The sequence below is a fragment of the Geomonas silvestris genome (assembly GCF_014193515.1).
GTDB classification, from domain to species: domain Bacteria; phylum Desulfobacterota; class Desulfuromonadia; order Geobacterales; family Geobacteraceae; genus Geomonas; species Geomonas silvestris.
In genome coordinates this window covers 160234-186366 of record NZ_BLXX01000005.1, presented here as the reverse complement: position 1 = coordinate 186366, position 26133 = coordinate 160234, and the positions used below count along the sequence as shown (strand labels likewise).

Genomic DNA, 26133 nt, shown 5'->3' with positions numbered 1-26133 from the left:
GAATCGGACCGATCCGACTGATCGGACGAACATGATGCTACAGCTCTTTCAACGCCTCGGCGGCCTCTTCGCGGTCGTCGAAGTGGTGCTTTTGGGTACCGATGATCTGGTAGTCCTCGTGCCCTTTGCCGGCCAGTACCACGATGTCGCCCGGGCGCGCCGCCTTCAGCGCCGCGCGGATCGCATCGCGGCGGTTCGCGATGGTGGCAAAACCCTTCTGCTCGAAACCCGCCGCCAGCTCGTCGGCGCCGTATTCCTTGAGCCCGAGCGGTGCCACCCCGGCCCGGACATCGGCCAGGATCGCCTGGGGATCCTCGGTGCGCGGGTTGTCGGAGGTGATGATGGCCAGGTCGCTCAGGCGCGCGGCGATCTCCCCCATCACCGGCCGCTTCCCCTTGTCGCGGTCGCCGCCGCAGCCAAAGAGGGTGATGATCCGGTTGGTCTTCAGCTCGCTCACCGTGGCGAGCACGTTCTCCAGGGCGTCGCCGGTGTGGGCGTAGTCGACCAGCACCGTGATCCCCTTGTCGTTCATGACCCGCTCGACCCGCCCCGGCACCTTCTTGTGCCCCTCGATGCCGGCACGGATCGCCTCGTCGGAAAATTCGAGAGCGATGCCGGCAGTGACGGCGGCCATGATGTTGTACAGGTTGAAGCGCCCCAGGAGGTCGGAGTGCAGGCTCAGCTCGCCGCGCGGGGTGTTCAGCCGGCAGCTGATGCCGTTGACCGAGAAGTCGACCTCGGCGACCGTCACGTCGGCCTCGCCCGCCATCGCGTAGGTGAGCACGGGGCAGCTGGCGGCGGCCTTGATACGCGGGCCGTAGGGGTCGTCCAGGTTCACCACGGCGCGGCGCCGGGGCTTGCGGTCGTCGGGGGTGGTGAGGTCGGTGAAGAGCCGCAACTTGCTGGCGAAGTAGGACTCCATGTCGAGGTGGTAGTCGAGGTGGTCGCGGGTCAGGTTGGTGAAGACCGCGACGTCGAAGACGCAGCCGTCGGCGCGACGCTGCTCGAGGCTGTGCGAGGATACTTCCATGACCACGCCGCGCGCACCAAGGTCCACCAGCTCGCGCAGGGTGCGCTGCAGGTCGACCGACTCGGGGGTCGTGTTGGGGGCCGGGATGTCCTTGCCGCCGAAGCGGTAGCTGATGGTGCCGAGCACCGCAGCGGGGACCCCCGCCTTTTCCAGCACCCCTTCGACGAGGTAGCTCGTGGTGGTCTTGCCGTTGGTGCCGGTGATCCCGATGGTGGGGATGGCGGCAGTCGGCTCGCCGTAGAAACGCGCCGCCAAGAGGCTCATCGCACGGCGCGCGTCGGGTACCTGGACGAAGGTGGCCCCGGCAACGGCGCAGGGGCGGTCCGCAACGACTGCGACCGCCCCCCCGTGTACCGCGGCTTCCAGAAACTGGCAGCCATCACTTTTTACACCGCGCAGCCCGAAGAAGAGCCCGCCTGGGCCGACACTGCGCGAGTCGTAGTGCAGGGCCTCGATCTCGACATCGCTGTTCCCGATCACCTGGGCACCTTCGAGACAGCTCAACAAATCCCGGAGTTTCATGCTACCCCCATTTCATATCATGCGGACGGGACGAACCGGACCCAGACAGGGTCCTGCGTGGTGATCCGGCTTCCCGGCGGTGGGCTTTGTTCTACGGCCCGGCCGCTCCCCTGCAGTTTAACATTGAGACCACGCTTTTCCATAATGCGCAGTACCTGACGCATGCTCATGCCCCTGAAATTCGGCATACTTCCGGCTTCGCCCCCCGCCGCGACACTCCCCTCGACGGTCCCTCCCTCGGCGGCCTCCGGAGCGGGCTGCAGCTCCTTCTTTTCCTCGACCGGCTCGGCCTTCTTCTTCACCGAACGGTCCAGCGGCACCTTCAGGTAGCACAGGGCCTGCTGCGCGATCGCGCTGAACGCCGGCGCCGCCACCACCCCGCCGTAGGGGCTGGTGGTGGGCTCGTCCACCACCACCAAGATGGTGAGCTTGGGGTTCTCCAGCGGCACGAAACCGACGAAGGAGGCGGTGCGCTTCTTCGCCGAGTAGCTGCGGCCGTCGGCCTTCTGGGCGGTTCCGGTCTTGCCGGCGACCCGGTAGCCGTCGACGGCGGCACCGGTACCGGTCCCCCCCTCGTTGACCACCCCCTCCAGCATGTGGGCCACCTTCCTGGCGGTGTCCGGGGAGATCACCCGGCGTTTGACCTGGGGGGCGAACTGCTTGATCACGTTGCCGGAGTCGTCGGCGATGTGATCCACCAAGTAGGGCTTCATCAGGTTCCCGCCGTTGGCGACCGCCGAGACCGCGGTGGCTATCTGCAGCGCGCTCGCGGTCACCCCCTGGCCGAAGGAGATGGTGGCAAGATCGATGCCGTACCACTTGGACTGCTTGCGCAACAGCCCCCCCGTCTCCCCGGGGAGGTCGATCTCGCTCTTCTCGCCGAAGCCGAACCCGGTGAGCGCCGCATAGAGCCGCTCCGCACCAAGCCTGCTGCCGATCTTTGCCGCCCCGATGTTACTCGAGTACTTGAGGATCTGCGGCACGGTGAGCGAGGCGTACTTGTGCGTGTCGTGGATGGTGCGCCCCGCGAAGTTGTAGACGCCGTTCTCGCAGTTGAAGCTGTCGTTCGGCCGGATCGCGTGGTTTTCCAGCGCCGCTGCCACCAGGAAGATCTTGAAGGTGGAGCCCGGCTCGAAGCTGTCGGAGATGGCGTGGTTTCTCAGGGTGGTCGGCCCGTACTTGAACGGGCTGTTCGGGTTGAAGGTCGGGTAGTTGGCCATGGCCAGCACCCGCCCGGTCTCCGGCTCCATGACCACCGCGATCCCCCCCTTGGCGCCGTTTTTCACGACCGCCTGGGCCAGCTCCTTCTCCGCGATGTACTGCACGTTCTTGTCCAGGGTGAGGACGACGTTGTTCCCCTTGGTGCCGCTCTTCCCCTCGCCGGCCTGCTGCAGGTCGATATCGCGCCCCAGGGCGTCGCGCTGGGTGACCAGGAAGCCGGTGTTCCCCAGGATGGTGGAATCGTACTTCTTCTCCACCCCCTCAAGCCCGCCCGGATCGGTGCCGGTGAAGCCGATGACGTGGGCCGCCACCTCGGAGTTGGGGTAGAAACGCTTGGTCTCCTTGACGAAGCCGATCCCTTCCAGATCGAGGTCCCGGATCTTCTGGGCCACCTCGGGTGCCAGGCGGCGCCCCAGCCAGACGAAGTTGCGGCTCCCCTTTAACTTGGCCTCCAACTCGGCCGCGCTGTAGCCCAAAAGCGGCGCCAGTTTGCCGGCCGCCTCCGGGACGTTCTCCAGGTGCTTCACCTCGGCGTAGCAGGAGTCCATCTCGATGGAAACGGCAAGCGGCGCGTTGTGCTGATCGAAGATCGCGCCGCGCCCGGGGGTGAGCGCCACCACCCGTTGATGCTGCTTCTCTGCGAGCTTCACCAGGCGCTCTTTCTGCAGCACCTGCAGATAGAAGGCACGCCCGGCGGTCACTACAAAAACCAGGGCGAAGATGGCGGCCACGGTTCGCATCCGGAGCCGAGCCCATTTCTCCCGTTTCTCGATCACTTGACCAGGACCACCTGCTGCTCGGTGGGAAGGGTCATCCCCAGCTCACCCTTGGCGAGCACCTCGATGCGGGCCGGAGCCTTCAGGGATGCCACCTCGACCTTGAGACGCTTGTTCTCCTGCTGCTGTTCCTTCAGGAGGCGGGCCGATTCGGAGATCTTCAGGTTCAGGTCGATCACCTCGACCCGGGACCAGACGTGGAAAATGGACACCAGGGTAAGGAGCACCATCACCCCGGTCAGGTACGGCAGCGTGATCAGACTTTCCCTGCTGGGGACCGCTCCGGTGCGCGCCGGTGCGGCGACCTTGCCGTAAGCAACTTTACTTTGTCCCATGACACAACCCTCTTCTTAGATGATCTTCTCGATGACCCGCAACTTCGCGCTGCGCGAACGGGGATTTTCCTGAACTTCCTGGTCCGTGGCGCGCTTGGGCTTGCCGCCTTGGACCTTGAACTGGGGCACCCGCCCGCACACGCAGACCGGGAGCTCTTTGGGGCAGCTGCAGCCGCTCGCCGCGGCCCTGAAGCTGTTCTTCACGATGCGGTCCTCCAGGGAGTGGAAGGAGATCACCGCGCCGCGCCCCCCTTTTTTGAGGAAGCCGAGCAGGTCGTTCAGACCGCGCTCCAGGCTTCCCAGCTCGTCGTTCACCGCGATGCGCAGCCCCTGGAAGGTCCGGGTCGCCGGGTGCAGGCGCTCTTCCCACTTCGCCTTCGGGATCGCGCCCTTGATGACGTCCACCAGTTGGAAGGTGGTGAGGATCGGCTCCTTGTCCCGCGCCGCAACGATGAAGGCCGCCACCCTTTTGGCCCAGCGCTCCTCGCCGTACTCCGAGATGATCCGGAAAAGCTCCGTCTCGGAAAGCGTGTTCACCAGGTCCGCGGCACTCGGGCCGCTGGAGCGGTCCATGCGCATGTCCAAGGGCGCATCGGCCTGAAAGCTGAAGCCGCGCTCTCCGGTGTCGAGCTGGTAAGAGGAGACCCCGAGGTCAAGGACGAAGCCGTCGATCCGGTCGATGCCGAACTCGGTCAAGGCGGCCGCTACCTCGGCGAAGTTTCTCTGAACCAACCGGGCCCGGTCGCCGAAGGGCGCCAGCCGCTTCCGGGCCACCGCGAGGGCGTCGGCGTCGCGGTCGAAACCGATCAGGATGCCGTCCGGCCCGCAGGCCGAGAGGATCAGCCCCGCATGCCCCGCGCCTCCCAGGGTGCCGTCCACGTAGACCCCTCCCGCGTGCGGGGCGAGCCCCGCGAGCACCTCGTCGGGTAGGACCGATATGTGGTGGAAGTCTTCCATCTAAAGTCCCAACGCCGCGAGTGCCGGGGAATCGATCGGGTAGTTCTGCTCGTCCTGCTCGCAGACCTTGGTCCAGACTGCCTGGCTGTAGATGTCGACCTTGGTCTGCATACCGACGAAGATGATCTCGCGCTCCAAGAGCGCGCTCTTTCTCAGGTCGTTGGGAACGAGCACGCGGCCGAGCTTGTCCGCGGTGCACTCGACGGCCGGCACCAGCACGGTGCGCTTCACGGCGGCCAGCTCGGCAAGGCTCAGCCCCAGACCGCTGCCGTCCTTCAGCTGCTCCTCGAGTTCGAGAAATTTCTGGTACGGGTAGATGACCAGGCCGTAGCCGACGGCGCCGTCGCCCAGGCGCACCGGGCTCGACTTGGTGAGGAAAAAACGCTCGTCACCGAAGGTATCCACCAGAACCTCGCGAAATTTCGCGGGGATGCTGGTGCGCCCCTTGGCATCGATCGACGTTTCGAATTTCCCTCTGAACATGCCTACCTCACCACTTTATGGCACCTCTTACCACTTTATACCACTTTGCGGACGAACTATACGGGAGGGTAAATAGGTTGTCAAGGCAAATATGCCCGGGAAAAAGGAATTTTTCGGAGATTTTCCAAGCAGTTAAGCAAAGGGAGGCCTGGCAGGAGGGGGCGGTGGCAACAAGTGGAAAAATAGGGCTGTTATTTCGGAGGGTTAAAAAGGACACATCGGGTGGTAACCCGGCGGAGGCAGGCGCCTCCGCCGGGAGGATATGCAGGAAATGCTTAGGACTTTTTGCGGTCGAAGAGGGAGACTACGTTGTCTTTCTTGCCGCCCCCCTTGTGGACCGGGGCGAGCGGTTTCTGGGGCGGCTCCGGCGGGACCACCTTCTCCAGCATGATGGGGGTCTCCCCCATGGTGAAGGGTGCGCCGTTTACCTGGCTCTCGTCGAGGATCCAGGTGTAGACCTGCAGGGGAACGGTGAGCACGAGGAGCCTCACCTTCCACCACCCCGGCTTCACGTCGGGGGTGATCTCCTCGATCCTGGCGTAGAAGGCCGGTTTATTGTCGATGTGCGCGAGCACGAGGTCGTGAATCGTTGCCATGGTTACTGCCTCCGGTGGTCTGGGTCCTGCCCTTTCTTGGTCACGCAGGGCAGTCGGCAAGGACCGCACCGTGCATGGAATTCCCCGGAAAAAAAGAGCGGATCTCGCCGTAACAGCGCTTAAGCTCGCGCTCGCCCTGGTAGAAGGCGGCGCGCTGCATTTCGGTGAGCCGGTCCTCGATCCGTTCACAGTTGAAGGTGATGCAGTTGAAGGGACGATAGGCGGCCGGCATCAGGCAGCCGTCGGGAGCGAGGTAGGGGCAGAGCCCGTTGCCGAAGAGCGGCTCGAAGAGTGGTGCCCGGTCCAGCAGGTACACCAGCAGGTCGACGCGGCTTACGTGGAACTTCCCCGCCACGCAGCACGCCCCGCCGCAGGCGGCGCAGTGGCTCCCCGCGTCGACCCAGGCAACCAGCTCCTGCAGGTTTTCCTTCAGCGCCTTGAGCTGATCGGCAAGCTCCCGCAGGCGCGGCAGTTGCTCCTTGGGGAGGCCCATAAAGAGCCGCTCTACCTCGCGCACTCCGTCGTGCCAGTGCGCGCCGAGTTCCTTCATACTTGCCCCACCTACTCCAACAAAAAGGGCCATACAGGCGGCTGACTCTCGCCTCTATGGCGCTCCGTTTACTGCGGCGGCACCCCGGCCCTTACCCGACGGTCACTTAGGTGATCGGGGAGCCGCGGTCTACCCGCCTCTGTCGTTAGAAAAAAATTGGCCGAAGCAGCCCGTAAGCCGGGTTCTGTTCCCGCAGCCGGTTACCCGGAAGCGGGCGATGGTCATTCATCTAGGAGTACCGTTGCCGGCACCCTCAAGCAACCAACCCGGAAGCACGGACGGGCCGCCCTTGACGCTTCCCTATTTGGTCTTGCTCCTGGTGGGGTTTACCTGGCATCCGACGTCACCGCCGGACCCGGTGAGCTCTTACCTCACCCTTTCACCCTTACCCGGCTGCGCTGAAGCCTTTGGCGGGCGAGCCCGCTTTTGGCAGCTTCAGCGTGACGGGCGGACTTCTCTCTGTGGCACTATCCCTGGGGTTGCCCCCGCTGGACGTTATCCAGCACCATGCCCTGTGGAGCCCGGACTTTCCTCCCCCCGCCTGCGCCTAAGCTCAGGCAGGCAGCGGCCATCTGGTCTGCTTCGGCCAAACCGAAAAACCTAACTTCAGTTCTAGGTTCTGCGTTCTAAGTTCTCTGTTAAGAACCAAACCCCACTGCACTTTGCAACCTGCTGCAATGTGCATTTCCCGGGTTTTAACCTAGAACGTAGAACCTAGAACGTAGAACGGCCGTTATTACTGCTCGTTTGCCGGCCGCATGACGAGGATGCGCTGGCAGTGCGGGCAGGTGATCACGTCGTCGGCCCTGAACAACATGTTGTAGAGCTGCGGCGGCAGGTGCATGTTGCACCCCAGGCAGTTCCCCTCGCGCGCCTCGACGACGGCCACACCGCGACGCTGGTCGCGCAGCCGGATGTAGCGCTTCATGATGGATGCCGGCAGCCCCTTCACCGTATCCTCCCGTTTGGCGGCATCCGCGGCGATCCCCGAATCAAGCGCCTCGACCCGGTGCTGCACCTCGTCCTTCTGGGTGGTGACGTTACCTTCCAGCTCCCCCAGGTCGGACTCCTTCTTGGCGATGTCGGCGTTTACTTCCGCGATCGCATTCACCTTCTGCAGGATCTGCTCCTCCAGCTCGGTGATCTGCTTCTTCGCCGTGGCGATCTCCTTGGAGACGGCTTGGTACTCCTTCTGAGTCTTGATCTCCTTCTGGTGCGACTCGGAGCGGACGATGTTCTCCTGCTCGCCGGCAAGGCTCGCTTCGAGGGCCTCCTTGTCCGCTTCGAGGGTAGCCAGCTCCTCGCGGCGCGCCGCAATCCTCTCGCGTGCCTCGGCCAGCTTCGCCTCTAAAGCAGCAGCCTCAGCCAGCAGCTGGGCTTTCTCGCCATCCAATCCGTCAATACGCAGGTCAATTTCCTGCAGTTCGTACAGCGCATTCAAGTTGTTCCGCAAAATCTGCCTCCCCAACACCTTGTTGTTATGTCTTAAGGAACGAGAATCCTAAAAGAAACTGAAGGGTTCCCGCTCTCCCTGATACGCCACTACCTCAGTCTGATACTTCCGTGCCTCGAGCGCCTTGACCAGTGCCGCAGCCAGCCCGTGCACCATGGGCCACTCGGTGGCGAAATGCCCGGCGTCGACGAGGGCAAGCCCCAGCGCCTCGGCCTCGCGCGCCTCGTGATACTTCACATCCCCGGTCACCAGGACATCCGCCCCTTTGCGGGCCGCCTCGTGCAACAGCGAGGCCCCCGAACCGCCGCACAGGGCGATCTTCTTCACGGCGCGCTCCGGGTTCCCGACCAACCGCACGCCGCTTGCCGCCAGCGCCTGCTTCACCTGGAGCGCGAAGGCTGCGGCGCTCATCGGCTCGGCAAGCACCCCGATCCGCCCCAGTCCGCGCACCTCCCCCTGGTTCAGCACGGGGTAGATGTCGAAGGCGGGCTCCTCGTAGGGGTGCGCCCCCTTGAGCGCGCTCACCGCGGCGGCAAGCTTCTGCTTCGCGATGAGCACCTCGAGCCGCCCCTCCTCCTGCCGTTGCGGGCGCCCGACCGATCCCACGAAGGGGTTCGCACCCTGAAGCGGGGTGAAGCGGCCGACCCCGTCGGCCTGGAAGGAGCAGTCCCGGTAGTTCCCCAGGTTCACCATGGAGGGAGAGAGCGCCTTGAGAAGCGCCTCTTCGTGACCCTTGGGGACGAACACCACGAGCTTCAGGTACTCAGCGGCCCCGGTGATCTTGAGCGGTTGGCAATCGCTGAGCCCGAGGCGGCCGGCGAGCAGGTCGTTCACCCCACCGGAGGCGATATCGTAGTTCGTGTGCAGCGAGATGATGGCAAGATCGTTCTTCACGGCGCGCAGGGCGAGACGGCCGGTCTCGTCGGCGCTGGTGATCTTTTTCAGCGGGGTGAAGAAGAAGGGGTGATGGGTCACCAGAAGGTCGCAACGGTCAGCGATGGCAGCTTCGATGGCGGGGGCACCCGGGTCGAGGGCCACCATGATCCGGGAGACCTCCTGGGCAGGCTCCCCGAGCTGCAGGCCAACGTTATCCCAGGACTCCGCGAACTGCGCTGGAGCTATTTTGTTAGTGATTCCAACTATATCTGAAAGTTTCGGAGTAATCATCGCGCACAAAAGAAAAAGAGTGCAACCTCATCGGTGTGCACTCTTTCTCTCCACTTTCGTGTATTTTTTCGTCTGACCAGGTGCTTTAAGGGCATCCTCACATCATCCTAATTGTTGAGGGTGGTGGGCCCACCAGGACTCGAACCTGGGACCGACCGGTTATGAGCCGGTAGCTCTAACCAACTGAGCTATAGGCCCGAAAAGCGAAATTCAACTATAGGTAAAAAGATACCTAGTGTCAAGGTTTAATGACACTCAAGGGTCAGTACATCTCATACTTTAAAAGACGGCACTCGATCGGCCCGTTGAAGAGCACGATGCGCCGAGACGCCTTGAGCCCCACCGACTTGGCGAGTTCGAGGTTGCCGGTAAAAAGGTAGGCGTTGTACCCTTTGCAGCGCTGCTTCAGGATGTCGCCGATTTGCTTGTAGAGCGGCTTCAGGGCCTCTTCCTCGCCCAGGCGCTTGCCGTAGGGAGGGTTGAAGACGAGGACGCCGGGTCCCGGAGGCGGTGTCAGTTCTGCGAGCTCCCCGCGTCCCAGGGTGACGAGGTCCCCCACACCGGCGCGCCGGGCATTCTGGTGCGCCATGGCGACCGCCGAGTGCGAGATGTCCGAACCGAAGACCGGGGCAGGCAGCGCGCTCAGCACCCCCTGGCGCGCCTCGTCCACCAGACGCTGCCAGAGCTTCTTGTCGAACCCCGGCCAGCGTTGAAAGCCGAAACTGCCACGCAAAAGGCCGGGCGGGATGCGCAGCGCCTTGAGCGCCGCCTCGATGGCGATGGTGCCGGTACCGCACATCGGGTCCACAAAGGGGGTGCTGCAGTCCCAGCCGGAGAGCTCGACGAGAGCCGCCGCCAGGTTCTCCTTCAGGGGCGCCTCGTGGCGCTCCAGGCGGTAGCCGCGCCGGTCCAGCGGCATCCCCGAGAGGTCCAGGCTCACCGTGCAGCGGTTTTTGAAGAGGCGCACGTTGATGCGCAGGTCCGGGTCCTTGGTGTCGACGCTCGGGCGGCTTCCCAACCGGTCGCGCAACTCATCCACAACGGCATCCTTGGTCTTCAAGGCGACGAAACCCGAGTGGGTGAGTGCCGAGTCGCGCAGGTTGCAGTCCACCGCGAGGGTGTGGGCAGGCGTGAGGAACTCGGTCCAGCGGATGGCGCGCACCCCCTGGTAGAGCTCGTCCGGGCTCTGGCAGGGGAACTCGGCGAGCGGCATCAGGATCCGGCTTGCGGTGCGGGACCAGAGATTGGCGCGGTAGGCCGCCTCCAGCCCGCCTGCGAAACGGACTCCGCCGTTTTCTTGGACCACGCCGGAAAGACCGCTCCGGGTGAGCTCTGCGGCCAGGACCTCTTCCACTCCTTTGGCCGTGGTGGCGAAAAACTGCTGTTGGGACATGAGCACTCCTGCTGGTTTCATGGACGCCGGGCGTGGCCGGCGGCCTCATGAGGACTATACACTCGCCGGAGCGGGCGAGGCAATGCAAAACCGCCGTCTGAGTGAATGAATCCGGCGTCAAACTGACCCTTTCCGGGCAGCGTTCTCCCCGCACCTTGGCCGCTTGCCTTTTGAGGCTTCCGTGATAAACATTCCCTGTTGTTATTTTCTAATAAACGAACAGTCGCCACGGCAGTCGGACTCAGGAGCGAACCATGAACATTCACGAGTACCAGGCCAAGGAGATTCTCTCGACGTACGGGATTCCGGTGCCGCGCGGCCGGGTGGCGCTCACCTCGGACCAGGTGGAGCGCGCCGCCAAGGAGCTGGGTGGACACTGCGTGGTCAAGGCCCAGATCTACGCCGGCGGCCGCGGCAAGGCCGGCGGCGTCAAGGTGGTGCACCACCCGGAGCAGGCGCAGGACCTTGGTAAGGAACTCTTCGGCAAAAGGCTGGTGACGCCGCAAACCGGTCCGGAAGGGCTCAAGGTGCGGCGCATCCTGGTCGAGGAGGCGGTCGAGGTGGCGCGGGAGTTCTACCTCTCCATCACCCTGGACCGCAACTCCTCGCGCTACTGCCTGATCGCCAGCGCCGAGGGTGGCGTGGACATCGAGGAGGTCGCCAAGCGCAGCCCGGAGAAGATCCTCATGTTCACCATCGATCCGGCGCTGGGGCTGCGCCCTTACCAGGCCCGCAAGCTCGCCATCAGCCTGGGGCTTACCGGAAGCATCTGCGAGGACTGCGTGACCCTCATGCTGAACCTCTACCGAGTCTGCCAGGAGAAGGACTGCGTCCTCGTGGAGATCAACCCGCTGGTGGTGACCCGGGCCGGCTGGCTTTTGGCCATGGATGCCAAGACCAGCTTCGACGACAACGCCATCTTCCGGCACCACGAGTACCCGGACATGATGGACTACTCCCAGCTGGATACCCTGGAGATCAACGCCGGCAAATACGACCTCTCCTACATCAAACTCTCCGGCAACATCGGCTGCATGGTGAACGGTGCGGGACTCGCCATGGCGACCCTCGACGTTCTCGCCGAGTACGGCGGACAGCCTGCGAACTTCCTGGACGTAGGTGGCGGTGCGACCCGCGAGAAGGTAGCCGAGGCCTTCAAGATCATCCTTGAGGACGCCGACGCCCGCGGCGTGTTCGTCAACATCTTCGGCGGCATCATGCGCTGCGACGTGATCGCCCTGGGGATCATCGAAGCGGCCGGCGAGGTGAACTGCACCCTCCCCATCGTAGTGCGCATGGACGGCAGCCAGGTCGAGGAAGGGAAGCGGCTCCTCGCCGAATCCGGTCTCAACGTGCAGAGCGCCGATAACCTGGGCGACGGGGCAGCAAAGATCGTCGCCATGCTGCGGCAGTAGCGGCCGGCCACGATTGGCCCACGCGCCCGCCCCGCTCGATTATTAGGGCAGGGTTCATACCCAGAACCCAAAATCTGAAAACGTAGAACTTGGCTTAGAACTAAGAACGGACGTTGGGAGATCGTCATGTCCATACTGATCAATAACCAGTCGCGGGTCGTGGTGCAGGGGATCACCGGCAGGAGCGGGCTCTTCCACACCCGCCAGTGCCGGGAGTACGGCACCCAGGTGGTCGCGGGGGTGACCCCCGGTAAAGGCGGGATCCACATCGAGGGGATCCCGGTCTTCAACACGGTGGAAGAGGCGGTGCGCTATACCAGCGCCAACGTCTCGATGATCTTCGTTCCCCCGCCGGGTGCGGCGGACGCCATCCTGGAAGCGGCCGATGCCGGGCTCGAACTCGCCGTCTGCATCACCGAGGGGATTCCGGTGCGCGACATGGTGCCGGTGAAGGCGATCCTGGGCCAATCGAAGATGCGCCTGGTCGGCCCTAACTGTCCCGGGGTGATCACCCCCGGCCAGTGCAAGGTCGGTATCATGCCGGGCTACATCCACAAGCCCGGGAGGATCGGCGTCGTCTCGCGCTCCGGCACGCTCACCTACGAAGCGGTGAAACAGCTCACCGACGCGGGTCTCGGGCAGTCGACCGGGGTGGGGATCGGCGGCGACCCGATCATCGGCACCAACTTCATCGACGTCCTCGAGCTGTTCAACGAGGATCCCGACACCGACGGGGTCTTCATGATCGGCGAGATCGGCGGCAGCGCCGAGGAGGAGGCCGCCTACTGGATCAAGGCCAACATGAAGAAGCCCGTGGCGGCCTTCATCGCCGGCGTGACGGCACCTCCCGGCAAGCGCATGGGGCACGCCGGCGCCATCATCACCGGCGGAAAGGGGCGCGCCGCGGACAAGATCCGGGTGCTCGCCGAGTGCGGCGTGGCGGTGTCACCAAGCCCCACCAAGATGGGGGCGACCATGCTGGACCTGATGGGCCAGGCGACCGGCGACATGCCGAGCTGAACCTGTACCGCAGCTATTGGAAGTTCAGAATCAGAGAGAGGGGCCAATCCTCCCTCCCTTGACGGGAGGGGGACAGGGAGTGGGTGAAGCCGCTCGTCTGCAGGAATGCCACTGCCCCCTCACCCTGTCCCGCAAGGGTGAGGGGACGCGTCATCCGGCCTCACCGAATTCCCGGCAAAAAAAGAGCGGACCCTCCAAGAAAAGGAGAGCCCGCTTTTTTTATGACTGACTGCGCTGCGGCTATCAGGGGGGCGGGCAGCCGCGGAACGGATCCCCAACTGGCCGAACCGGACGCGGCTACATGAACAGCAAAAACCCGTTCGCGAACTGCAGGATGCCGTAGGCGCCCACGACCACGCCGATAACCCAGATGTACTTTTTCTTCAAGAGGGCTGCAATCGAGGAGAACAGGATCGCGATCTGCAGGAAGATCACGGCGACACCGAAGGCCTTGCCGTGGCGCTGCGCGTCGTCACGCACCTGTTCGAGCCTCTTGGCGTCCGCCTGGATCTTCGCCTTCTCCGACTCGTACTTGGCGATCTTCGAGCCGTACCCGTCGATCTTCTTCTGGTATTCGGCGGCGAGCTCCGGAGAGAGTCTGCCGTTCATGGTCTTAAGCTGCATCTCCACCTGGTCCTTCTGCATCTCGTAGAGGTACCCCTTGATGCTCTTGGACTGGAAGAAGGCCCACTGGTCCGAGGCCTGGGTCTGGCTCAAAACCGAGCGGGTCGAGTAGCCGCCCCCCTTGAAGGTCGCCATGGTGGCGCAGACCGCCAGGACGATGGTGGTGAGTGCCAGGTAGTTGAGCCAAGGTTCTTTCTTTTCTTCTGCCATATTTCCTGTTACCTCCGGTTGATCAGCCGCGCTGCGAGGTGGAACCGGCAAAGCCCAGCTTAAGCTTGGCGGCCTCGCGGTTCAGCGGGCTCTGCGGAAACTCCGTCTCCAGCCGCTTCAGGATCATGCGCGCCTGTTCCTTGTCCCCGGACTCCTTATAGGCCTTAGCCAGGTAGAACAGGGTCTGGTCCAGCTTCGCGACGTTGGGGAAGCGCAGCAGCGCCTCGCTGAGACGTTTGATGGCGGAGCCCAACTTCCCGGTCCTCAGGTAGAAACTCCCGACGTAGTTCTCGTACTCGAGCTGCTTCACCTTGCAGTCGGCGAGCTTCTGCCGGGCGTCCGGCGCGTACGGTGAGTCCGGGTAGCGATTCAGGAAACTCTCGAACTTGGCCACCGCGTTAGCCACCGGCGTCTGATCGGTGTCGATCCCGGTGATCTGCTTGTAGTGGCTCAGGGCGAGCCGGTACATGACGTAGGGGAGCTTGTCGTTGCCGGGGTGCAGCTTTTTGAAATCCTCGTAGGCCGCAGCCGCCTCGATGTACGCCTTGTTGTCGAAGTGCGCATCGGCAATCTTCAGCTCGGCTTGAGTGGAAAGCTCGGGGGAGCTGTAGCTCTCGCGGACCTTCTTGAACTCGGTGATCGCCGCCTCGTAACGGTGCGCTGCCAGGGCCGCCTCGCCGTCGTTGAAAGAGGCCTGGGCGGTCTTGGGCGGCGGTGTGGTCGTGGCGCAGGCGGCAAGCAGGACGAGGCTTAAGCAAACGGCAAGGTACGCATGGGCTCGCGTGGTCATGAGCGACTCCTTGTGGTGGATGGACCTGCTCGTGGTGGTGCGGGCGCCGGACGGTCCCGGGCGCGAGGGTCCCGGGCGCGTCGCTGCCGCGCCCGGGTGGGTCTTCTCTAGCTCTTGTTGGCGCGCTTGCGCATGGTCGGATCCAGCACCTTCTTCCTCAAACGGATGGATACCGGGGTCACCTCGACCAGCTCGTCCTCGTCGATGAACTCGAGGGCCTGTTCCAGGGTGAGCAGCCGCGGCGGGGTGAGCTTGATGGCGTCGTCGCTCCCCGAGGCGCGCACGTTGGTGAGCTTCTTACCCTTGCAGGGGTTCACCTCGAGGTCGTTGTCCTTGGCGTGCTGGCCGATGATCATGCCGCCGTACACCTCGACGCCGGGCCCCAAGAAGAGCACGCCGCGCGGCTGCAGGGCGTCCAGCGAGTAGGCCGTGGTCTCGCCCTGCTCCATGGCAATGAGGACGCCGTTCTTCCTGCCGGGGATCTCCCCCTTGTACGGTGCGTACTCGTGAAAGGTGTGGGTGATGACCGCAGTGCCGCGGGTCTCGGTGAGGAACTCGCCCCTGAGGCCGATCAGGCCGCGGGCAGGCACGATGAACTCCAGGCGCACGGTCTCGCCCATCGGATTCATGGCGGCCATCTCACCCTTGCGGGGACCCATGCGCTCGATGATGACACCCTGGTATTCGGCGGGGACGTCGACCACCAGGTACTCCATCGGCTCGTGGCGCACGCCGTCGACCATGCGCATGATGACCTCGGGCTTGGAGACCGCCATCTCGAACCCTTCGCGGCGCATGTTCTCGATCAGGATGGAGAGGTGCAGCTCCCCGCGGCCGGAGACCTGGAAGGTATCCGCGTTGGAGGTGTCGGCGACCCTCAAGGAGACGTTGGTCCTCAGCTCACGGTCCAAACGCTCGCGGATGTTGCGCGAGGTGACCAGCTTCCCTTCGCGGCCGGCGAAAGGAGAGGAGTTGACGATGAAGTTCATGGACAGGGTCGGCTCGTCGATCGCCACGTAGGGGAGCGGAAGCGGATCGGCTGCCGAAGCGAGGGTCTCGCCGATCCCTACCTCGGTGAAGCCCGCGATGGTGACGATGTCGCCGGTGAAGGCCTCGGAGATCTCCACCTGCTTCAGCCCCTCGTAGCCCAAAAGCTTGGTGACGCGGGCCTTGGAGATGGTGCCGTCGCGTTTGATGAGCGCCACGGTCTCGCCGGAGGTCACTTTCCCGTTGAAGATCTTGCCGGTTGCGATGCGGCCGATGTAGTCGTTGTAGTCGATGTTGGTGACCAGGAGCTGGAACGGCGCGTCCGGGTTACCCTCGGGCGGATGCACATTGTCCTTGATGAGCTCGAAGAGCGGCTCCATGTTCTCGGAGGGGTGATCCATCTCGCGCATCGCGTACCCCATCTTCGCCGAGGTGTAGCAGATGGCGAAGTCGAGCTGGGCGTCGGAGGCCTGCAGTTCGCAGAAGAGGTCGAACACCATGTCGACGACTTCCGAGGGGCGGGCACCCGGGCGGTCCACCTTGTTGATGACCACGATGGGCCTAAGACCCAGGTCGAGGGACTTCTTCAAGACGAAGCGGGTCTGGGGCATCGGGCCGTCCAGGGCGTCCACCAGAAGGAGCACCGAGTCGACCATCTTAAGCACGCGCTCCACCTCGCCGCCGAAGTCGGCGTGGCCCGGGGTATCGACGATGTTGATCTTGTAACCGCCGTGGTGGATGGAGAGGTTCTTGGCGAGGATGGTGATGCCGCGCTCCTTCTCGAGGTCGTTGGAGTCCATCACCCTTTCGGTGATCGCCTCGTTCTCGCGGAAGACGCCGGACTGCTTCAGCAGGGCATCGACCAGGGTGGTCTTACCGTGGTCGACGTGGGCTATGATCGCTATATTTCTAATCTTTTCCTGCATTTCAGATTACTCCTTTAAAAATGGCTGCCGCTAAAATAAAAGACGGGCAAGATGCCCGTCCGGAAAAACAGCTCAATTTGCCACATTTAGCGGCTTTTGACAAGCTATTTTCGTACAAAGCGGCGCCGACCGCCGCCCATGGCGGCCATCTGCTGTTTCTGGATGGTGGCGAGGCTCTCCAGGTGGAACTGCAGCCACATCTCGCCGTAGCCCTTCATCTTCATCTTCTTCCCTTCGCGCAAAAGCTCCAGGTTCTGCTTCAGGTTCTCGTCGCCGGGAAGCTTCGCGACCCCCTTGGCGAGCACCTCGCAGGCCTTCACCGTCTCGCCGATCTCGTTCAGGCAGTAGCCGTAGAGCGCCCACAAGAGCGACTCCTTCGGGGAGGCCATCACCGCCTTCTCGAAGGTCTGCTTCATCAGGTCAGGCTTGTTGCGCTTCATGTAGGTGACGGCGAGCATCCCCATGGTGACCCAGTTCTTGAAGAACCCCTTCTCCAGGTAGGGGAAGGCGGTCTGGAACTCGCGGCGCACGAAGTAGACCATGCCGATCGCCGAGTTGATCTGGCCCTCCACGTAGATCTGCCACTTGCCGTAGACCAGGGCGCTCTTCAGGTCGCGGATCCCCTTCTCGAAGCGCTGGGCCTGGATGTCCTTCATGGCCGGCTCCATGATCGCCTCGAGCTTCTTCGTGATGATGCGGGCGATGAGGAGGAAGCAGGCGAGGAACACCACGGTGGCGACCAGGACGCCGGCCCACCAGGGGAGATGGGCTGCCAGGGTGACCACGAGGAGGGCGACGATAGCTGCGGCTGCGGAAATGAGGAGATTGTACATCGGCGGTTATCCTTTCCTGAATGGCTCAGGTCTTTGCAGGGTTGTGGTTAAGTCGTGCGGTCAGCCCGCGTTTTTCTCCTGGTGCTTTGCGACGATGATCCGCTTGCCCGGCTTGAGCGCCACCCGCATCTTCAGGTTGTTCCAGGCGGAGAGGAGCTTGGCGGTCACGTTGAAGCGCTTGGCCAGCGAGTGCAGGGTGTCCCCCCTTTTCACGGTGTAGTACTTGTTCACCACCTCGGCCTTCGCTTCGGCGCGAGGCTGGCTCGCGGCCGGCGCCTCGCCCGCCGGGGCTTGCGCTACCTGGACCGGGACGGTCAGGACTTTCCCTTTCAGGCTACGGGTCCGCTTCCCCAGGTTGTTCAGCTCGGCGATGGCCTGCGGGGTGGTCTTGAAGCGCCGGGCGATCGAGTGCAGGGTGTCGTGGTGCTTGGCGCGGTAGGCTACGTGACGCACCCTTTCCTGGAAGCGCTCCGACTCGGGGATCTTCGCGTACTCGGCAGCAAAGAGCGCCGCCTTGTTGCGGGGGATCTTCAGCTGGTAGTCCGGGTAGTTGGGGGGGGTCGTGGAGCGGCGCAACTCCGGGTTCAATTCGCGCAGCACCTGGACCGGCACGTCGATCGCCTTCGCCACCACCTCGAGGTCGGTGCGGCTTGGGATCTGCACCGTGTCGAACTCGATGGGGGGGAGGTAGGCCACGTCGGCGAAGCCGTACCTGGCCGGCTCCTTGGCGATGATCGCCGCGGCGAGGAGTTTCGGGACGTAATCCTTGGTCTCGCGCTTCAGGTACTCCCCCTTGGAGATCTCCCAGAAGTCGCGGGTATTGTACATGCTGATGGCGCGCAGGATCTTGTTCTCGCCCGCGTTGTACCCGGCTGCGGCCAGGTACCAGTCGTTGTTGAAGAGCGCGTAGAGCTCCTTCAGGTAGAGCGCCGCCGCAACCGAGGACTTGAGCGGGTCGCGCCGCTCGTCGATCCAGTTGTCGATACGCAGGGCGTAACGCTTGCCGGTCCCCGACATGAACTGCCAGGGGCCCACGGCGCTTGCCACCGAGTAGGCGTGCGGCGAGAAGCCGCTCTCGATCATCGCCAGGTAGACTAGGTCCTCGGGGAGCCCTTCCTTCTTGAGCACCTCGCGCATCATCGGGATGTAGCGCTCGCTGCGGGAGAGCCAGCGTGCGAAGGAGTCGCGCCCCGAGTTCTGGAAGTACCTGACAAAGAAGGAGACCTTGGAGTTGAAGGTAAGCGGGATGTCGGATTCCGGCAGTTCCTCTTCCGGCAGTTTCAGGTCGAGGTCGGCGCTTGCCAGCTCGTCAGCGTCCGGCAGCTCGCTGATGTCGGCATCGCTCGAGCGACCCCGGTCCGCCTCGGTGAGCGCGGAGGCGAGCTGCAGATGTCCCCGGCTCTCCTGCCGGGAGGCCTCGGGGTATCCTGCCAGGCTCCCCAGGCTTAAGGGGGACTGGCCGGCGGAGGCGGTCCCGGCGCAGACAAGCGCCAGGAAGAGTACAAGTGCTTTGGTCATGAATGCCCTTCCGGTGATTCTCCGCACGGAGTGCGGGAGCTGCAGAATAGCCGAAAGCCGAGTTCTTGTCAATTCAAAGGGATACACGGCGGGCCGGGTGCCGCTCGCCGCGCCGGTGTCTGAGCCCTTTCCTGACGCGGCCTGAGTGGGAAAAGAACCTGCCGCGTGCCGCGCTTGGGAACAGGTGGCGCGGGGTGCACTGCATGCTGCGGGGGGCCGGCGGACACGGGGACGCGGGGGGCGTAGAGACGGAAAAAGCCCCCTGTTCGTGTGACCAGGGGGCCTCTGGGGCACGCCCGCCGCTTTTTCCGGCGGGCTAACTAGGGCAACCCTCTTTGCAGCGGGTCACCGGGCGAACCATATAATGTTGTGTCCACATGTTCGATTGGCCTCCTTCTCGCTGTTGGATTTGTTTCCCTCGCTAAGACTTCCCGGAGGATGCCCATAATGATAATCACCCCCCCTCCCCTTGTCAAATCCCCCCATGACATTTCAGGGCTCTCCAATAGCTCGACCTGTAGCGCGGGTGACCGTTAACTGCGAGGGGTGGCGCTTTCCGGTCGGCGTTCTTCGAGGTGCGAGCGATCCCAGGGGGCCAGACACCTGCGGAGCAGGTCCCCACGAAGTCAAGGGGCGTCAGTGACGATGGCGGAGCTTCTTCGCCAGGACAAGCAGGGTGCCGTCCTGCAAGGTGAGCGCCGCATGCGGGCAGAGCTCGCGGCAGCAGAAGCAACGGATGCAGCGCTGGTAGTTGAAGCGCAGCCGCCCCCCTTCGATGCGGATGGCGTCGGGCGGACAGCTCTTCAGGCAGACCCCGCAGAGCTCGCACTTGGCAGGGTCCACCTCGGGGCGCGAGGTGAACTGGTGGCGCAGCCGGTTTTTCAAGAAGCCCGGGAGGCCGAACTGGACATCGGAGAGGTGCGGCAGCCGCAAGGGGCGCACCTCGAGAGATTCGAGGGGAAACCCTACGGTCTCGATCGCTTCGCGGAGCGCCCCGGGGAGATTTCCCGCCCGTGCCGCGTTCTCCACGTAGAGAAGCTTCCTCGGGATGCCGGCGAGCTCGGCTGCGACAAGGTCTACGGCGACCGCGTTCTCCCCCGCGAGCAGGAGCCCCACCTCGCAGGGGTCCCCGCTCCCCGGGCCGTTTCCTTCCATCGCCACCACCGCGTCGACGATGTTGAGATCCGGCTCGCGCAGCTGGTAGACCTCGATGAGCATCCGGGCGAAGAGTTCCTTGTCGGCCCCCGCCTTCAGGTGCCAGGCCGCCTTCTGGGTCCCCACCACCGCGCCGAAGAGGTTCTTCACACAGCAGGTCATGGTCATCATCTCGTGGGTCTTAAGCTTGGGGAGGTTGATGAGCCGGTCGGCCTCCAGGTAGGGGCGCGCCAGTTCGAACTCCCGGAAGGTGCCGCTCCCCTTCACCGTTTTCACCTCGGTGAACGGGACGAACTCGGCCCCGGTCTCCTCGATGACCGCGAGCATCCCGGAGCGCTCGGCCACCTTTCGGGCGCTGCCGATACCGGGGGAGTCCCCCACCAGCGCCACCCCTCCGACGCGCTGCACCTCCCGAATCACGGCGCGCAGGATTTCCGGGTGGGTGGTTACCGCAGCCTCCGGCGGCTTGGCAGACAACAGGTTCGGCTTGATGAGCACCCGTTCCCCGGGTTTCACGAAGCGCTCCATCCCCCCAAGCGATTCCAGCAGCCTCGCCACCCCCTGCCGGACTTCCTCGGGCCGATAGCTCGCCACCCGCTGCAGCGAAACCTTATGCATGACTCTCCTCGCCTGATAATTTTAATGTACAGCGCCTGACGCTTGTGGTTAACTCACATACCATGAAAGCGGCCATCGAGCAATTCACCCGGTACCTGGAAAACGAGCGCAACAGCTCGCCCCATACCGTCGCCGCCTACCGCAGCGACCTGGAGCAGTTCGCCCGCTTTCTCGAGGGAGAGGGGCTCAGTACGCCGGAGCAGGTGGACCACCTGGTGGTCCGTCGCTACCTGGCCCAGCGCCACAAGGGGCTCGCCAAGAGCTCGGCGGGACGCAAGCTCTCGGCCCTGCGGGCCCTGTTCCGCTTCCTGATGCGCGAGGGGAGGCTGGAGAAGAACCCGGCCGAACTGGTGGCGCCCCCCAAGAAAGAGAAGCGCCTGCCGTTCCACCTGAACATCGACCAGGTGACCGCGCTGGTCGATGCGCCGGGGGTGACCGGGCTCCTGCCGCTGCGCGACCGGGCCGTCCTGGAGACCCTCTACTCCTGCGGCATCAGGGTGAGCGAGCTGACCGGGATGGACGTCGCACACCTCGATCTCGAGGGGGGACTGGCCCGGGTGCTCGGCAAGGGGGGGAAGGAACGCCTGGTCCCGGTCGGCAGCTACGCCCGCCAAGCGCTCAAGGAGTACCTCGAGGAGCGCGGCAACCCGCCGCCCGACCGCCCGCTCTTCGTGAACGTCCGGGGCGGCCGGCTCACCCGGCGCTCGGTGGCGCGCATCGTCGATGCTCACATGCTCCTCATCTCCGCCATGCGCAAGGTCTCCCCGCACACCCTCAGGCACACCTTCGCCACGCACCTGCTCGAGGGTGGGGCGGACCTGCGCGCCATCCAGGAGCTCTTGGGGCACGCCTCGCTCTCCACCACCCAGAAGTACACCCACGTAAGCATCGACCGGCTCATGGAGGTCTACGACAAGGCCCACCCCAAGGCCCGCAGCTGAACCGTCCCCGCCCCGCGGTGCCGCCGCGCCGCAACGCCGCAGCAGGTTCTCCGCCCCCCCCATTTGGCCCTCACATCACGGCTTTTTGATTAATTTCCGGTCACATTCCCGATTTTGCTCAGGTTTTCTCTTGCCCTTGTCGATGAATAAGGTAAACTGGCGGGGACCCGCAGCGACTGTAGGAATTTTCTGTCGAAGCTGCGGGCCGTTTTGGCAGCGGCCGCGTAAGACCACAGACGCACACCCGTCGCCGCCACCCGGAGCCACACGTCGATGAGCGAACGCCCCCTCTACAACAGCCGCATCACCAACGCCTACGTGAAGCTGGTGGAGCGCCGCTATCCCGGGGTCGACCTGAAGCGCCTGTTCCGGGACGCCGGAATCCAGCCCTACGAGGTGAGCGACGTCGGACACTGGTTCACCCAAAGCCAGGTGAACCGGTTCGTAAGCGGCCTGATGCACGCGACGGGCAACCAGCGCATCGCGCGGGAAGCGGGGCAGTTCGCCGCCTCGGTGCAGGGACTGGGGGTTTTCAAGAAGTACCTGCTCGGCCTGATCGGCCCGGGCAACGCCTTCTCCGCCCTGGAAAAGGCCTGCGCCAACCTGACCCGCTCCGCCAGCTACGAAAGCAGGCGCCTTAGCTCGAACAGGATCGAGATCATCGTTACCCCCGCCCCCGGCGTCAGCGAAAGCCCGTTCCAGTGTGATAACCGCCTGGGGTTCTTCGAGGCGATCCTGGGGACATTCGACTGCAACCACGCGGAGATCGAACACCCGGAATGCCTCTTCGACGGCGGCACCAGCTGCCGTTACCTGGTCTCCTGGAAGGAGCCGCTCTACCTCAGGGTGCGCCGGCTCAGAAACTACCTGGTTCCCGGGCTTTCTGCCGCGGCCCTGGCACTCGGCCCCTTCTACCCGAGCATCTCCCTCGCCCTTATCCCCACCGCCCTCTTCGCCTTCATGACCTGCTCCTGCATCGGCAACCGGCTGGAAAAGGACACGCTGGTCTCCGCCCTGGCAAGCCTCAAGGAGTCGACCGACGAGCTCTTGGACCAAACCGGCACCAACTACAAAAACGCGGTCATGGTGAACGAGGTGGGCCAGGCGATCAGCCACCAGGCCGGCATCGATCAGGTACTGGAAAACGTGGTGCGCGCCCTGGAGAACCGGCTGAGCTACGACCGGGCCCTCATCCTGCTCGCTGACCCCGACAGCAAAAGGCTCAGCTTCCGCATCGGCTTCGGCTATTCCGAGGAGGAGCTCGCCGTCTTGCGCAAGGCCTCGTTCAACCTCGGCAACCCCGAGTCCCGCGGGGTCTTCGTCACCTGCTTCAGGGAGCGCAAGCCCGTACTCATCAACGACTTCTCCGAGGTGGCCGAGGTCCATTCCTCCCGCAGCAAGTCCTTTGCCGACGACATCGGCGCCCAGTCCTTCCTCTGCTGCCCCATCGTCTGCGAGGGGGAGTCGCTGGGGGTCCTGGCGGTGGACAACATCAGGACCAAGAAGGCCCTGGTGCAAAGCGACCTGAGCCTCATGATGGGGATCGCCCCGGTGATCGGGATGAGCATCCGCAACGCGCGCTACATCGACCTTGAGAAGCAGCGTTCCGAACAGATGCGCCAGTCCCAGAAGATGGAGGCAGTGGGACAGCTGGCCGGCGGCGTCGCCCACGACTTCAACAACCTCCTGACCGCCATCATCGGCTTCGCGACCCTCGCGCGCATGCACCTGGAAACCGGCAACCCGGCCATCAAGTTCCTGGACGAGGTGCTGCTCGCCTCGGACCGCGCCACCCACCTCACCAAGGGGCTCCTCTCCTTCAGCCGCAAGCAGCCCATCCACCTGCAGCCCATGGAGCTCAACAGCATCGTGGAGCGCATGGAGAAGCTCTTGCGCCGGCTGATCTCGGAGGAGATCGAGCTGGTATTGAGCTACTCGGACCAGCCGCTCCCCATCGTCGCCGACGCGGGGCAGATCGACCAGATCCTCATGAACCTGGCGACCAACGCGCGCGACGCCATGGAGCACTGCGGGGTGCTCACCATCAAGACCGGCCTCACCGAACTCGGCCCCAACCCAGGCCCCGGCTTCGGCGGCGCCCCCGAGGGGAGCTACGCCACGCTCACCATAAGCGACACCGGCAAGGGGATGGACGCGACCACCACGGCACGCATCTTCGAGCCCTTCTACACCACCAAGGAGGTCGGTAAGGGAACGGGGCTCGGGCTCGCCATCGTGTACGGGATCGTGCAACAGCACAGCGGCTTCATCGACATCGCCAGCGCACCCGGCCAGGGGACCAGCTTCTCCATCTACCTCCCCATCCCCGCCGAGCGCCCCGAGGCCGCCCACCCGCTCTCCACCCAGCCCCTCCCCTTGCGCGGCAGCGGCACGGTCCTCGTGGTGGAGGACGCCCCCGAGGTCCGGCTTTTGACCTGCCAGGTCCTGGAGGGACAGGGGTACCAGGTGATCGAGGCGGTGGACGGCGAGGATGCCCTGGAAAAGTTCCGCGCCCACCGCGACACCATCCAGCTGGTGATCATGGACGTGGTGATGCCCAAGCTGAACGGCAAGGAGGCCTACACCGAGATCTCCCAGTTGAAGCCGGGGATCAAGGTGCTCTTCACCAGCGGTTACACCCCGGACGACGTGAACCGCAAGGGGGTCCGCTTCGACCACGACAACTTCATCGCCAAGCCCTGCTCCCCCGAGGCGCTGCTTAGGATGGTAGCCGACCTCATGAAGCCGGCCGACCTGGAAGCCGTGGAGCCAGGCGCGCCGGGCGACAGCGCAGCGGCACCCGGGGAAGAGCCTTCTGCGGGGGGTGCTACGGAACCTCCCCCGCCGGAGGGTGGGAGCGAGCCTGCACCGGGGCCGGTGCGCCGGGCCGGCAACGGCTACTGATAACGGCCGCAGCAACGGTTAGCAGCATGAAACGAAAAGAGGCCCCACCGGAACCGGCGGGGCCTCTTTTCGTTTCATGCTGCGCGAGTGTCTATTCGCAGAGGTCGACTTTCACGTCCCAGTTTTTGAGCTTCATGGTGCCGTTGCGCTCCAGGTTGAGGTGCATCTTGAAGGCGCGGTCCCAAAGCTGCGGCTCGTGGCCGACCTTACGGGCCAGGCAGTCCTTCTCGGCGATCTCGAGGTACTCGGTAAGCTGAGCCTTGTAGTCCGGGTGGGCGCACTTCTCGATGATCTTACGGGCGCGCTCCTTGGGAGCCAGTCCGCGCAGGTCGGCCAGACCCTGCTCGGTGATCACGCAGTCGAGGTCGTGCTCGGTGTGGTCGATGTGCGAGCAGTGCGGCACGACGCAGGAGATGCCGTTCGGGTCGGTCTTCGAGGGGCGCGAGGACGGGGTGTGCATCATCTTCAGGAAGCCGTTCCTGAGGAAGTCGCCCGAACCGCCCAGGCCGTTGATCATGCGGGTACCGCCCACCAGGGTGGAGTTGGCATGCGCGTAGATGTCGATCTCCACCGGGGTGTTCATCGCGATGCAACCCAGACGGCGGATCGGCTCCGGCGCGTTGGAGATGGAGAGCGGACGGAGCACGATCTTGTCGAAGTACTTGTCCATGTTCTCGAAGAAGCGCGGGAAGCCGGGGCTTGCCGACAGGGAGAGCGAGCAGGAGGAGGCCATGTCCAGCTTGCCCGAGTCGAAGAGGTCGAGCATGGTGTCCTGGAGCACCTCGGTGAAGACGGTCAGGTTGGAGAAGGGGCCCTTGGCCAGACCGCCGATGACGGCGTTGGCGATGGAGCCGACGCCCGACTGGATCGGGAGCAGGTTCTTGGGGAGGCGGCCGGCCTTCACTTCCTGGCTGAAGAAGTCGATGATGTGGCCGGCGATCGCCTCGGAGGTGTCGTCCTGCTCGGCGAAGGCACGCCCCTGGTCGCGCAGCTTGGACTCGACCACCGCGACGACCTTGGAGGGATCGCAGGGGATCGAGGTGCCGCCGATGCGGGAGCCGGCGTGGGTGATGTTGAACACCTGGCGGTTAGGCGGGGTGAGCGGGGTGATCAGGTCGTGGATCCCTTCGAAAGAGGGCTGGCCGGTGTTCACCTCGACGATGATCTTGTCGCAGATCATCAGGATCTCCGGGATGACGCCGCAGGAGGAGGTCGGGACCAGGCTGCCGTCTTCCTTGATGGCGGAGACTTCGATGATGGCGAGGTCGAGCTTGCCGGTTTCGGAGTCCTTGGTGTAGAAGCCGTAGCCCAGGTCCTGGGCGAACAGGGAGAGGTGCTTGTCGCCCATGCGGATACGACCCGCGTTGATGCCGGCGGCGATGTTCTTGCCGGTCTGGTAGGGCCAGCGGCGGTCGATCATGTCCAGGCTCGCCCAGCGGTCCTCGGTCTCGGCACCGACGGAGGCGCCGATGAAGAGGTTGAACTTGAGCTTGCCCTGCAGGTTGTTCTGCTCGACGTGGTTGGCGAGCGCGATGGGCACGACTTTCGGGTAACCGGCCGGGGTAAAGCCGGACCAGCCGAGGTTCATCCCCGCCTTGAAGAACGGGATGGTCTGCTCGGGGGTCATGACCTTGTTCAAAAGGGATTTGCACTGTACGCGGTCTTGCAGGGTGCCGTACTCGGACATCTTCTTCCTCCTGTTTTGTTTT

At 64.2% G+C, this 26133-nt stretch carries 21 protein-coding genes, 1 tRNA gene and 1 other RNA gene; 4 read left to right on the top strand and 19 right to left on the bottom strand.

Annotated elements, in window-relative coordinates; translation table 11 throughout:
* Positions 1 to 37 precede the first annotated feature (37 nt).
* From GMST_RS10315 to GMST_RS10260, 12 genes are all read right to left on the bottom strand, one after another.
* A complete protein-coding gene (locus tag GMST_RS10315; RefSeq protein WP_183354569.1) occupies positions 38 to 1552 on the bottom strand; it encodes a UDP-N-acetylmuramoyl-L-alanyl-D-glutamate--2,6-diaminopimelate ligase in 1515 nt (504 codons plus the stop codon).
* Positions 1553 to 1569: 17 nt separating this feature from the next.
* Positions 1570 to 3513, bottom strand: a complete 1944-nt coding sequence (locus GMST_RS10310) for a PASTA domain-containing penicillin-binding protein (RefSeq protein ID WP_281380029.1) — start codon at positions 3511 to 3513, stop codon at positions 1570 to 1572.
* Between the two features lie 32 nt (positions 3514 to 3545).
* Entirely contained in the window at positions 3546 to 3884 is a 339-nt protein-coding gene (gene ftsL / locus GMST_RS10305) for a cell division protein FtsL (RefSeq protein ID WP_183354567.1), read from the bottom strand.
* 15 nt (positions 3885 to 3899) lie between these two features.
* Entirely contained in the window at positions 3900 to 4841 is a 942-nt protein-coding gene (gene rsmH / locus GMST_RS10300) for a 16S rRNA (cytosine(1402)-N(4))-methyltransferase RsmH (RefSeq protein WP_183354566.1), read from the bottom strand.
* The gene (mraZ, locus tag GMST_RS10295) at positions 4842 to 5324 is read right to left on the bottom strand and encodes a division/cell wall cluster transcriptional repressor MraZ (RefSeq protein ID WP_183354565.1); all 483 of its coding nucleotides are present in this window, start codon (positions 5322 to 5324) and stop codon (positions 4842 to 4844) included.
* Between the two features lie 275 nt (positions 5325 to 5599).
* Complete coding sequence (locus GMST_RS10290) at positions 5600 to 5920, bottom strand: hypothetical protein (RefSeq protein WP_183354564.1); 321 nt, start codon at positions 5918 to 5920, stop codon at positions 5600 to 5602.
* 40 nt (positions 5921 to 5960) lie between these two features.
* Positions 5961 to 6470: a hypothetical protein gene (locus tag GMST_RS10285; RefSeq protein WP_183354563.1), complete on the bottom strand. Its 510-nt coding sequence runs from the start codon at positions 6468 to 6470 to the stop codon at positions 5961 to 5963.
* A 158-nt stretch (positions 6471 to 6628) separates the two neighbouring features.
* Positions 6629 to 7054, bottom strand: an RNA gene (gene rnpB, locus GMST_RS10280) — RNase P RNA component class A.
* 152 nt (positions 7055 to 7206) lie between these two features.
* The gene (locus GMST_RS10275) at positions 7207 to 7923 is read right to left on the bottom strand and encodes a zinc ribbon domain-containing protein (RefSeq protein ID WP_183354562.1); all 717 of its coding nucleotides are present in this window, start codon (positions 7921 to 7923) and stop codon (positions 7207 to 7209) included.
* 48 nt (positions 7924 to 7971) lie between these two features.
* Positions 7972 to 9090, bottom strand: coding sequence for a Nif3-like dinuclear metal center hexameric protein (locus GMST_RS10270; RefSeq protein ID WP_183354561.1), 1119 nt, complete (start codon positions 9088 to 9090; stop codon positions 7972 to 7974).
* A 121-nt stretch (positions 9091 to 9211) separates the two neighbouring features.
* Positions 9212 to 9288 (bottom strand) — tRNA-Ile (locus tag GMST_RS10265).
* A gap of 64 nt (positions 9289 to 9352) precedes the next feature.
* Positions 9353 to 10483 carry a THUMP domain-containing class I SAM-dependent RNA methyltransferase gene (locus GMST_RS10260; protein ID WP_183354560.1) on the bottom strand — a complete coding sequence of 377 codons (1131 nt, stop codon included), beginning with the start codon at positions 10481 to 10483 and terminating at the stop codon, positions 9353 to 9355.
* Positions 10484 to 10737: 254 nt separating this feature from the next.
* Between GMST_RS10260 and sucC the strand changes: the two genes are divergently transcribed.
* Positions 10738 to 11898 carry an ADP-forming succinate--CoA ligase subunit beta gene (gene sucC / locus GMST_RS10255; RefSeq protein ID WP_183354559.1) on the top strand — a complete coding sequence of 387 codons (1161 nt, stop codon included), beginning with the start codon at positions 10738 to 10740 and terminating at the stop codon, positions 11896 to 11898.
* A 126-nt stretch (positions 11899 to 12024) separates the two neighbouring features.
* Entirely contained in the window at positions 12025 to 12918 is an 894-nt protein-coding gene (gene sucD / locus GMST_RS10250; RefSeq protein ID WP_183354558.1) for a succinate--CoA ligase subunit alpha, read from the top strand.
* A gap of 297 nt (positions 12919 to 13215) precedes the next feature.
* Here the strand turns inward: sucD and GMST_RS10245 are convergent, their stop codons facing one another.
* The 6 genes from GMST_RS10245 to GMST_RS10220 form a co-directional block, all read right to left on the bottom strand.
* Entirely contained in the window at positions 13216 to 13752 is a 537-nt protein-coding gene (locus GMST_RS10245; RefSeq protein WP_183354557.1) for a DUF4337 domain-containing protein, read from the bottom strand.
* A 22-nt stretch (positions 13753 to 13774) separates the two neighbouring features.
* Complete coding sequence (locus tag GMST_RS10240) at positions 13775 to 14542, bottom strand: outer membrane protein assembly factor BamD (RefSeq protein ID WP_183354556.1); 768 nt, start codon at positions 14540 to 14542, stop codon at positions 13775 to 13777.
* 107 nt (positions 14543 to 14649) lie between these two features.
* A complete protein-coding gene (gene typA / locus GMST_RS10235) occupies positions 14650 to 16455 on the bottom strand; it encodes a translational GTPase TypA (RefSeq protein WP_183354555.1) in 1806 nt (601 codons plus the stop codon).
* Between the two features lie 104 nt (positions 16456 to 16559).
* Positions 16560 to 17288, bottom strand: a complete 729-nt coding sequence (locus tag GMST_RS10230; protein WP_183354554.1) for a tetratricopeptide repeat protein — start codon at positions 17286 to 17288, stop codon at positions 16560 to 16562.
* Positions 17289 to 17348: 60 nt separating this feature from the next.
* A complete protein-coding gene (locus tag GMST_RS10225; RefSeq protein ID WP_183354553.1) occupies positions 17349 to 18806 on the bottom strand; it encodes a lytic transglycosylase domain-containing protein in 1458 nt (485 codons plus the stop codon).
* A gap of 636 nt (positions 18807 to 19442) precedes the next feature.
* Positions 19443 to 20579: a DUF362 domain-containing protein gene (locus tag GMST_RS10220; RefSeq protein ID WP_183354552.1), complete on the bottom strand. Its 1137-nt coding sequence runs from the start codon at positions 20577 to 20579 to the stop codon at positions 19443 to 19445.
* Between the two features lie 62 nt (positions 20580 to 20641).
* On the opposite strand from GMST_RS10220, the gene xerC reads away from it, so the two are divergent.
* Together xerC and GMST_RS10210 are read left to right on the top strand one after the other, a co-directional pair.
* Positions 20642 to 21520 (top strand): tyrosine recombinase XerC, encoded by an 879-nt coding sequence (gene xerC / locus GMST_RS10215; protein ID WP_183354551.1) that lies wholly within the window; start codon positions 20642 to 20644, stop codon positions 21518 to 21520.
* Between the two features lie 273 nt (positions 21521 to 21793).
* Positions 21794 to 24424: a GAF domain-containing hybrid sensor histidine kinase/response regulator gene (locus tag GMST_RS10210; protein ID WP_183354550.1), complete on the top strand. Its 2631-nt coding sequence runs from the start codon at positions 21794 to 21796 to the stop codon at positions 24422 to 24424.
* 91 nt (positions 24425 to 24515) lie between these two features.
* On the opposite strand, the gene scpC is transcribed toward GMST_RS10210, so the two are convergent.
* Positions 24516 to 26111: a succinyl-CoA:acetate CoA-transferase ScpC gene (gene scpC / locus GMST_RS10205; RefSeq protein ID WP_183354549.1), complete on the bottom strand. Its 1596-nt coding sequence runs from the start codon at positions 26109 to 26111 to the stop codon at positions 24516 to 24518.
* Positions 26112 to 26133 lie beyond the last annotated feature (22 nt).

Excerpts from the sequence above, each read along its gene's own strand:
- GMST_RS10315 (WP_183354569.1), bottom strand. The coding sequence starts at position 1,552 with ATGAAACTCCGGGATTTGTTGAGCTGTCTCGAAGGTGCCCAGGTGATC.
- GMST_RS10310 (WP_281380029.1), bottom strand. The coding sequence starts at position 3,513 with ATGCGAACCGTGGCCGCCATCTTCGCCCTGGTTTTTGTAGTGACCGCC.
- ftsL (WP_183354567.1), bottom strand. The coding sequence starts at position 3,884 with ATGGGACAAAGTAAAGTTGCTTACGGCAAGGTCGCCGCACCGGCGCGC.
- rsmH (WP_183354566.1), bottom strand. The coding sequence starts at position 4,841 with ATGGAAGACTTCCACCACATATCGGTCCTACCCGACGAGGTGCTCGCG.
- mraZ (WP_183354565.1), bottom strand. The coding sequence starts at position 5,324 with ATGTTCAGAGGGAAATTCGAAACGTCGATCGATGCCAAGGGGCGCACC.
- GMST_RS10290 (WP_183354564.1), bottom strand. The coding sequence starts at position 5,920 with ATGGCAACGATTCACGACCTCGTGCTCGCGCACATCGACAATAAACCG.
- GMST_RS10285 (WP_183354563.1), bottom strand. The coding sequence starts at position 6,470 with ATGAAGGAACTCGGCGCGCACTGGCACGACGGAGTGCGCGAGGTAGAG.
- GMST_RS10270 (WP_183354561.1), bottom strand. The coding sequence starts at position 9,090 with ATGATTACTCCGAAACTTTCAGATATAGTTGGAATCACTAACAAAATA.
- GMST_RS10260 (WP_183354560.1), bottom strand. The coding sequence starts at position 10,483 with ATGTCCCAACAGCAGTTTTTCGCCACCACGGCCAAAGGAGTGGAAGAG.
- sucC (WP_183354559.1), top strand. The coding sequence starts at position 10,738 with ATGAACATTCACGAGTACCAGGCCAAGGAGATTCTCTCGACGTACGGG.
- sucD (WP_183354558.1), top strand. The coding sequence starts at position 12,025 with ATGTCCATACTGATCAATAACCAGTCGCGGGTCGTGGTGCAGGGGATC.
- GMST_RS10245 (WP_183354557.1), bottom strand. The coding sequence starts at position 13,752 with ATGGCAGAAGAAAAGAAAGAACCTTGGCTCAACTACCTGGCACTCACC.
- GMST_RS10240 (WP_183354556.1), bottom strand. The coding sequence starts at position 14,542 with ATGACCACGCGAGCCCATGCGTACCTTGCCGTTTGCTTAAGCCTCGTC.
- typA (WP_183354555.1), bottom strand. The coding sequence starts at position 16,455 with ATGCAGGAAAAGATTAGAAATATAGCGATCATAGCCCACGTCGACCAC.
- GMST_RS10230 (WP_183354554.1), bottom strand. The coding sequence starts at position 17,288 with ATGTACAATCTCCTCATTTCCGCAGCCGCAGCTATCGTCGCCCTCCTC.
- GMST_RS10225 (WP_183354553.1), bottom strand. The coding sequence starts at position 18,806 with ATGACCAAAGCACTTGTACTCTTCCTGGCGCTTGTCTGCGCCGGGACC.
- GMST_RS10220 (WP_183354552.1), bottom strand. The coding sequence starts at position 20,579 with ATGCATAAGGTTTCGCTGCAGCGGGTGGCGAGCTATCGGCCCGAGGAA.
- xerC (WP_183354551.1), top strand. The coding sequence starts at position 20,642 with ATGAAAGCGGCCATCGAGCAATTCACCCGGTACCTGGAAAACGAGCGC.
- GMST_RS10210 (WP_183354550.1), top strand. The coding sequence starts at position 21,794 with ATGAGCGAACGCCCCCTCTACAACAGCCGCATCACCAACGCCTACGTG.
- scpC (WP_183354549.1), bottom strand. The coding sequence starts at position 26,111 with ATGTCCGAGTACGGCACCCTGCAAGACCGCGTACAGTGCAAATCCCTT.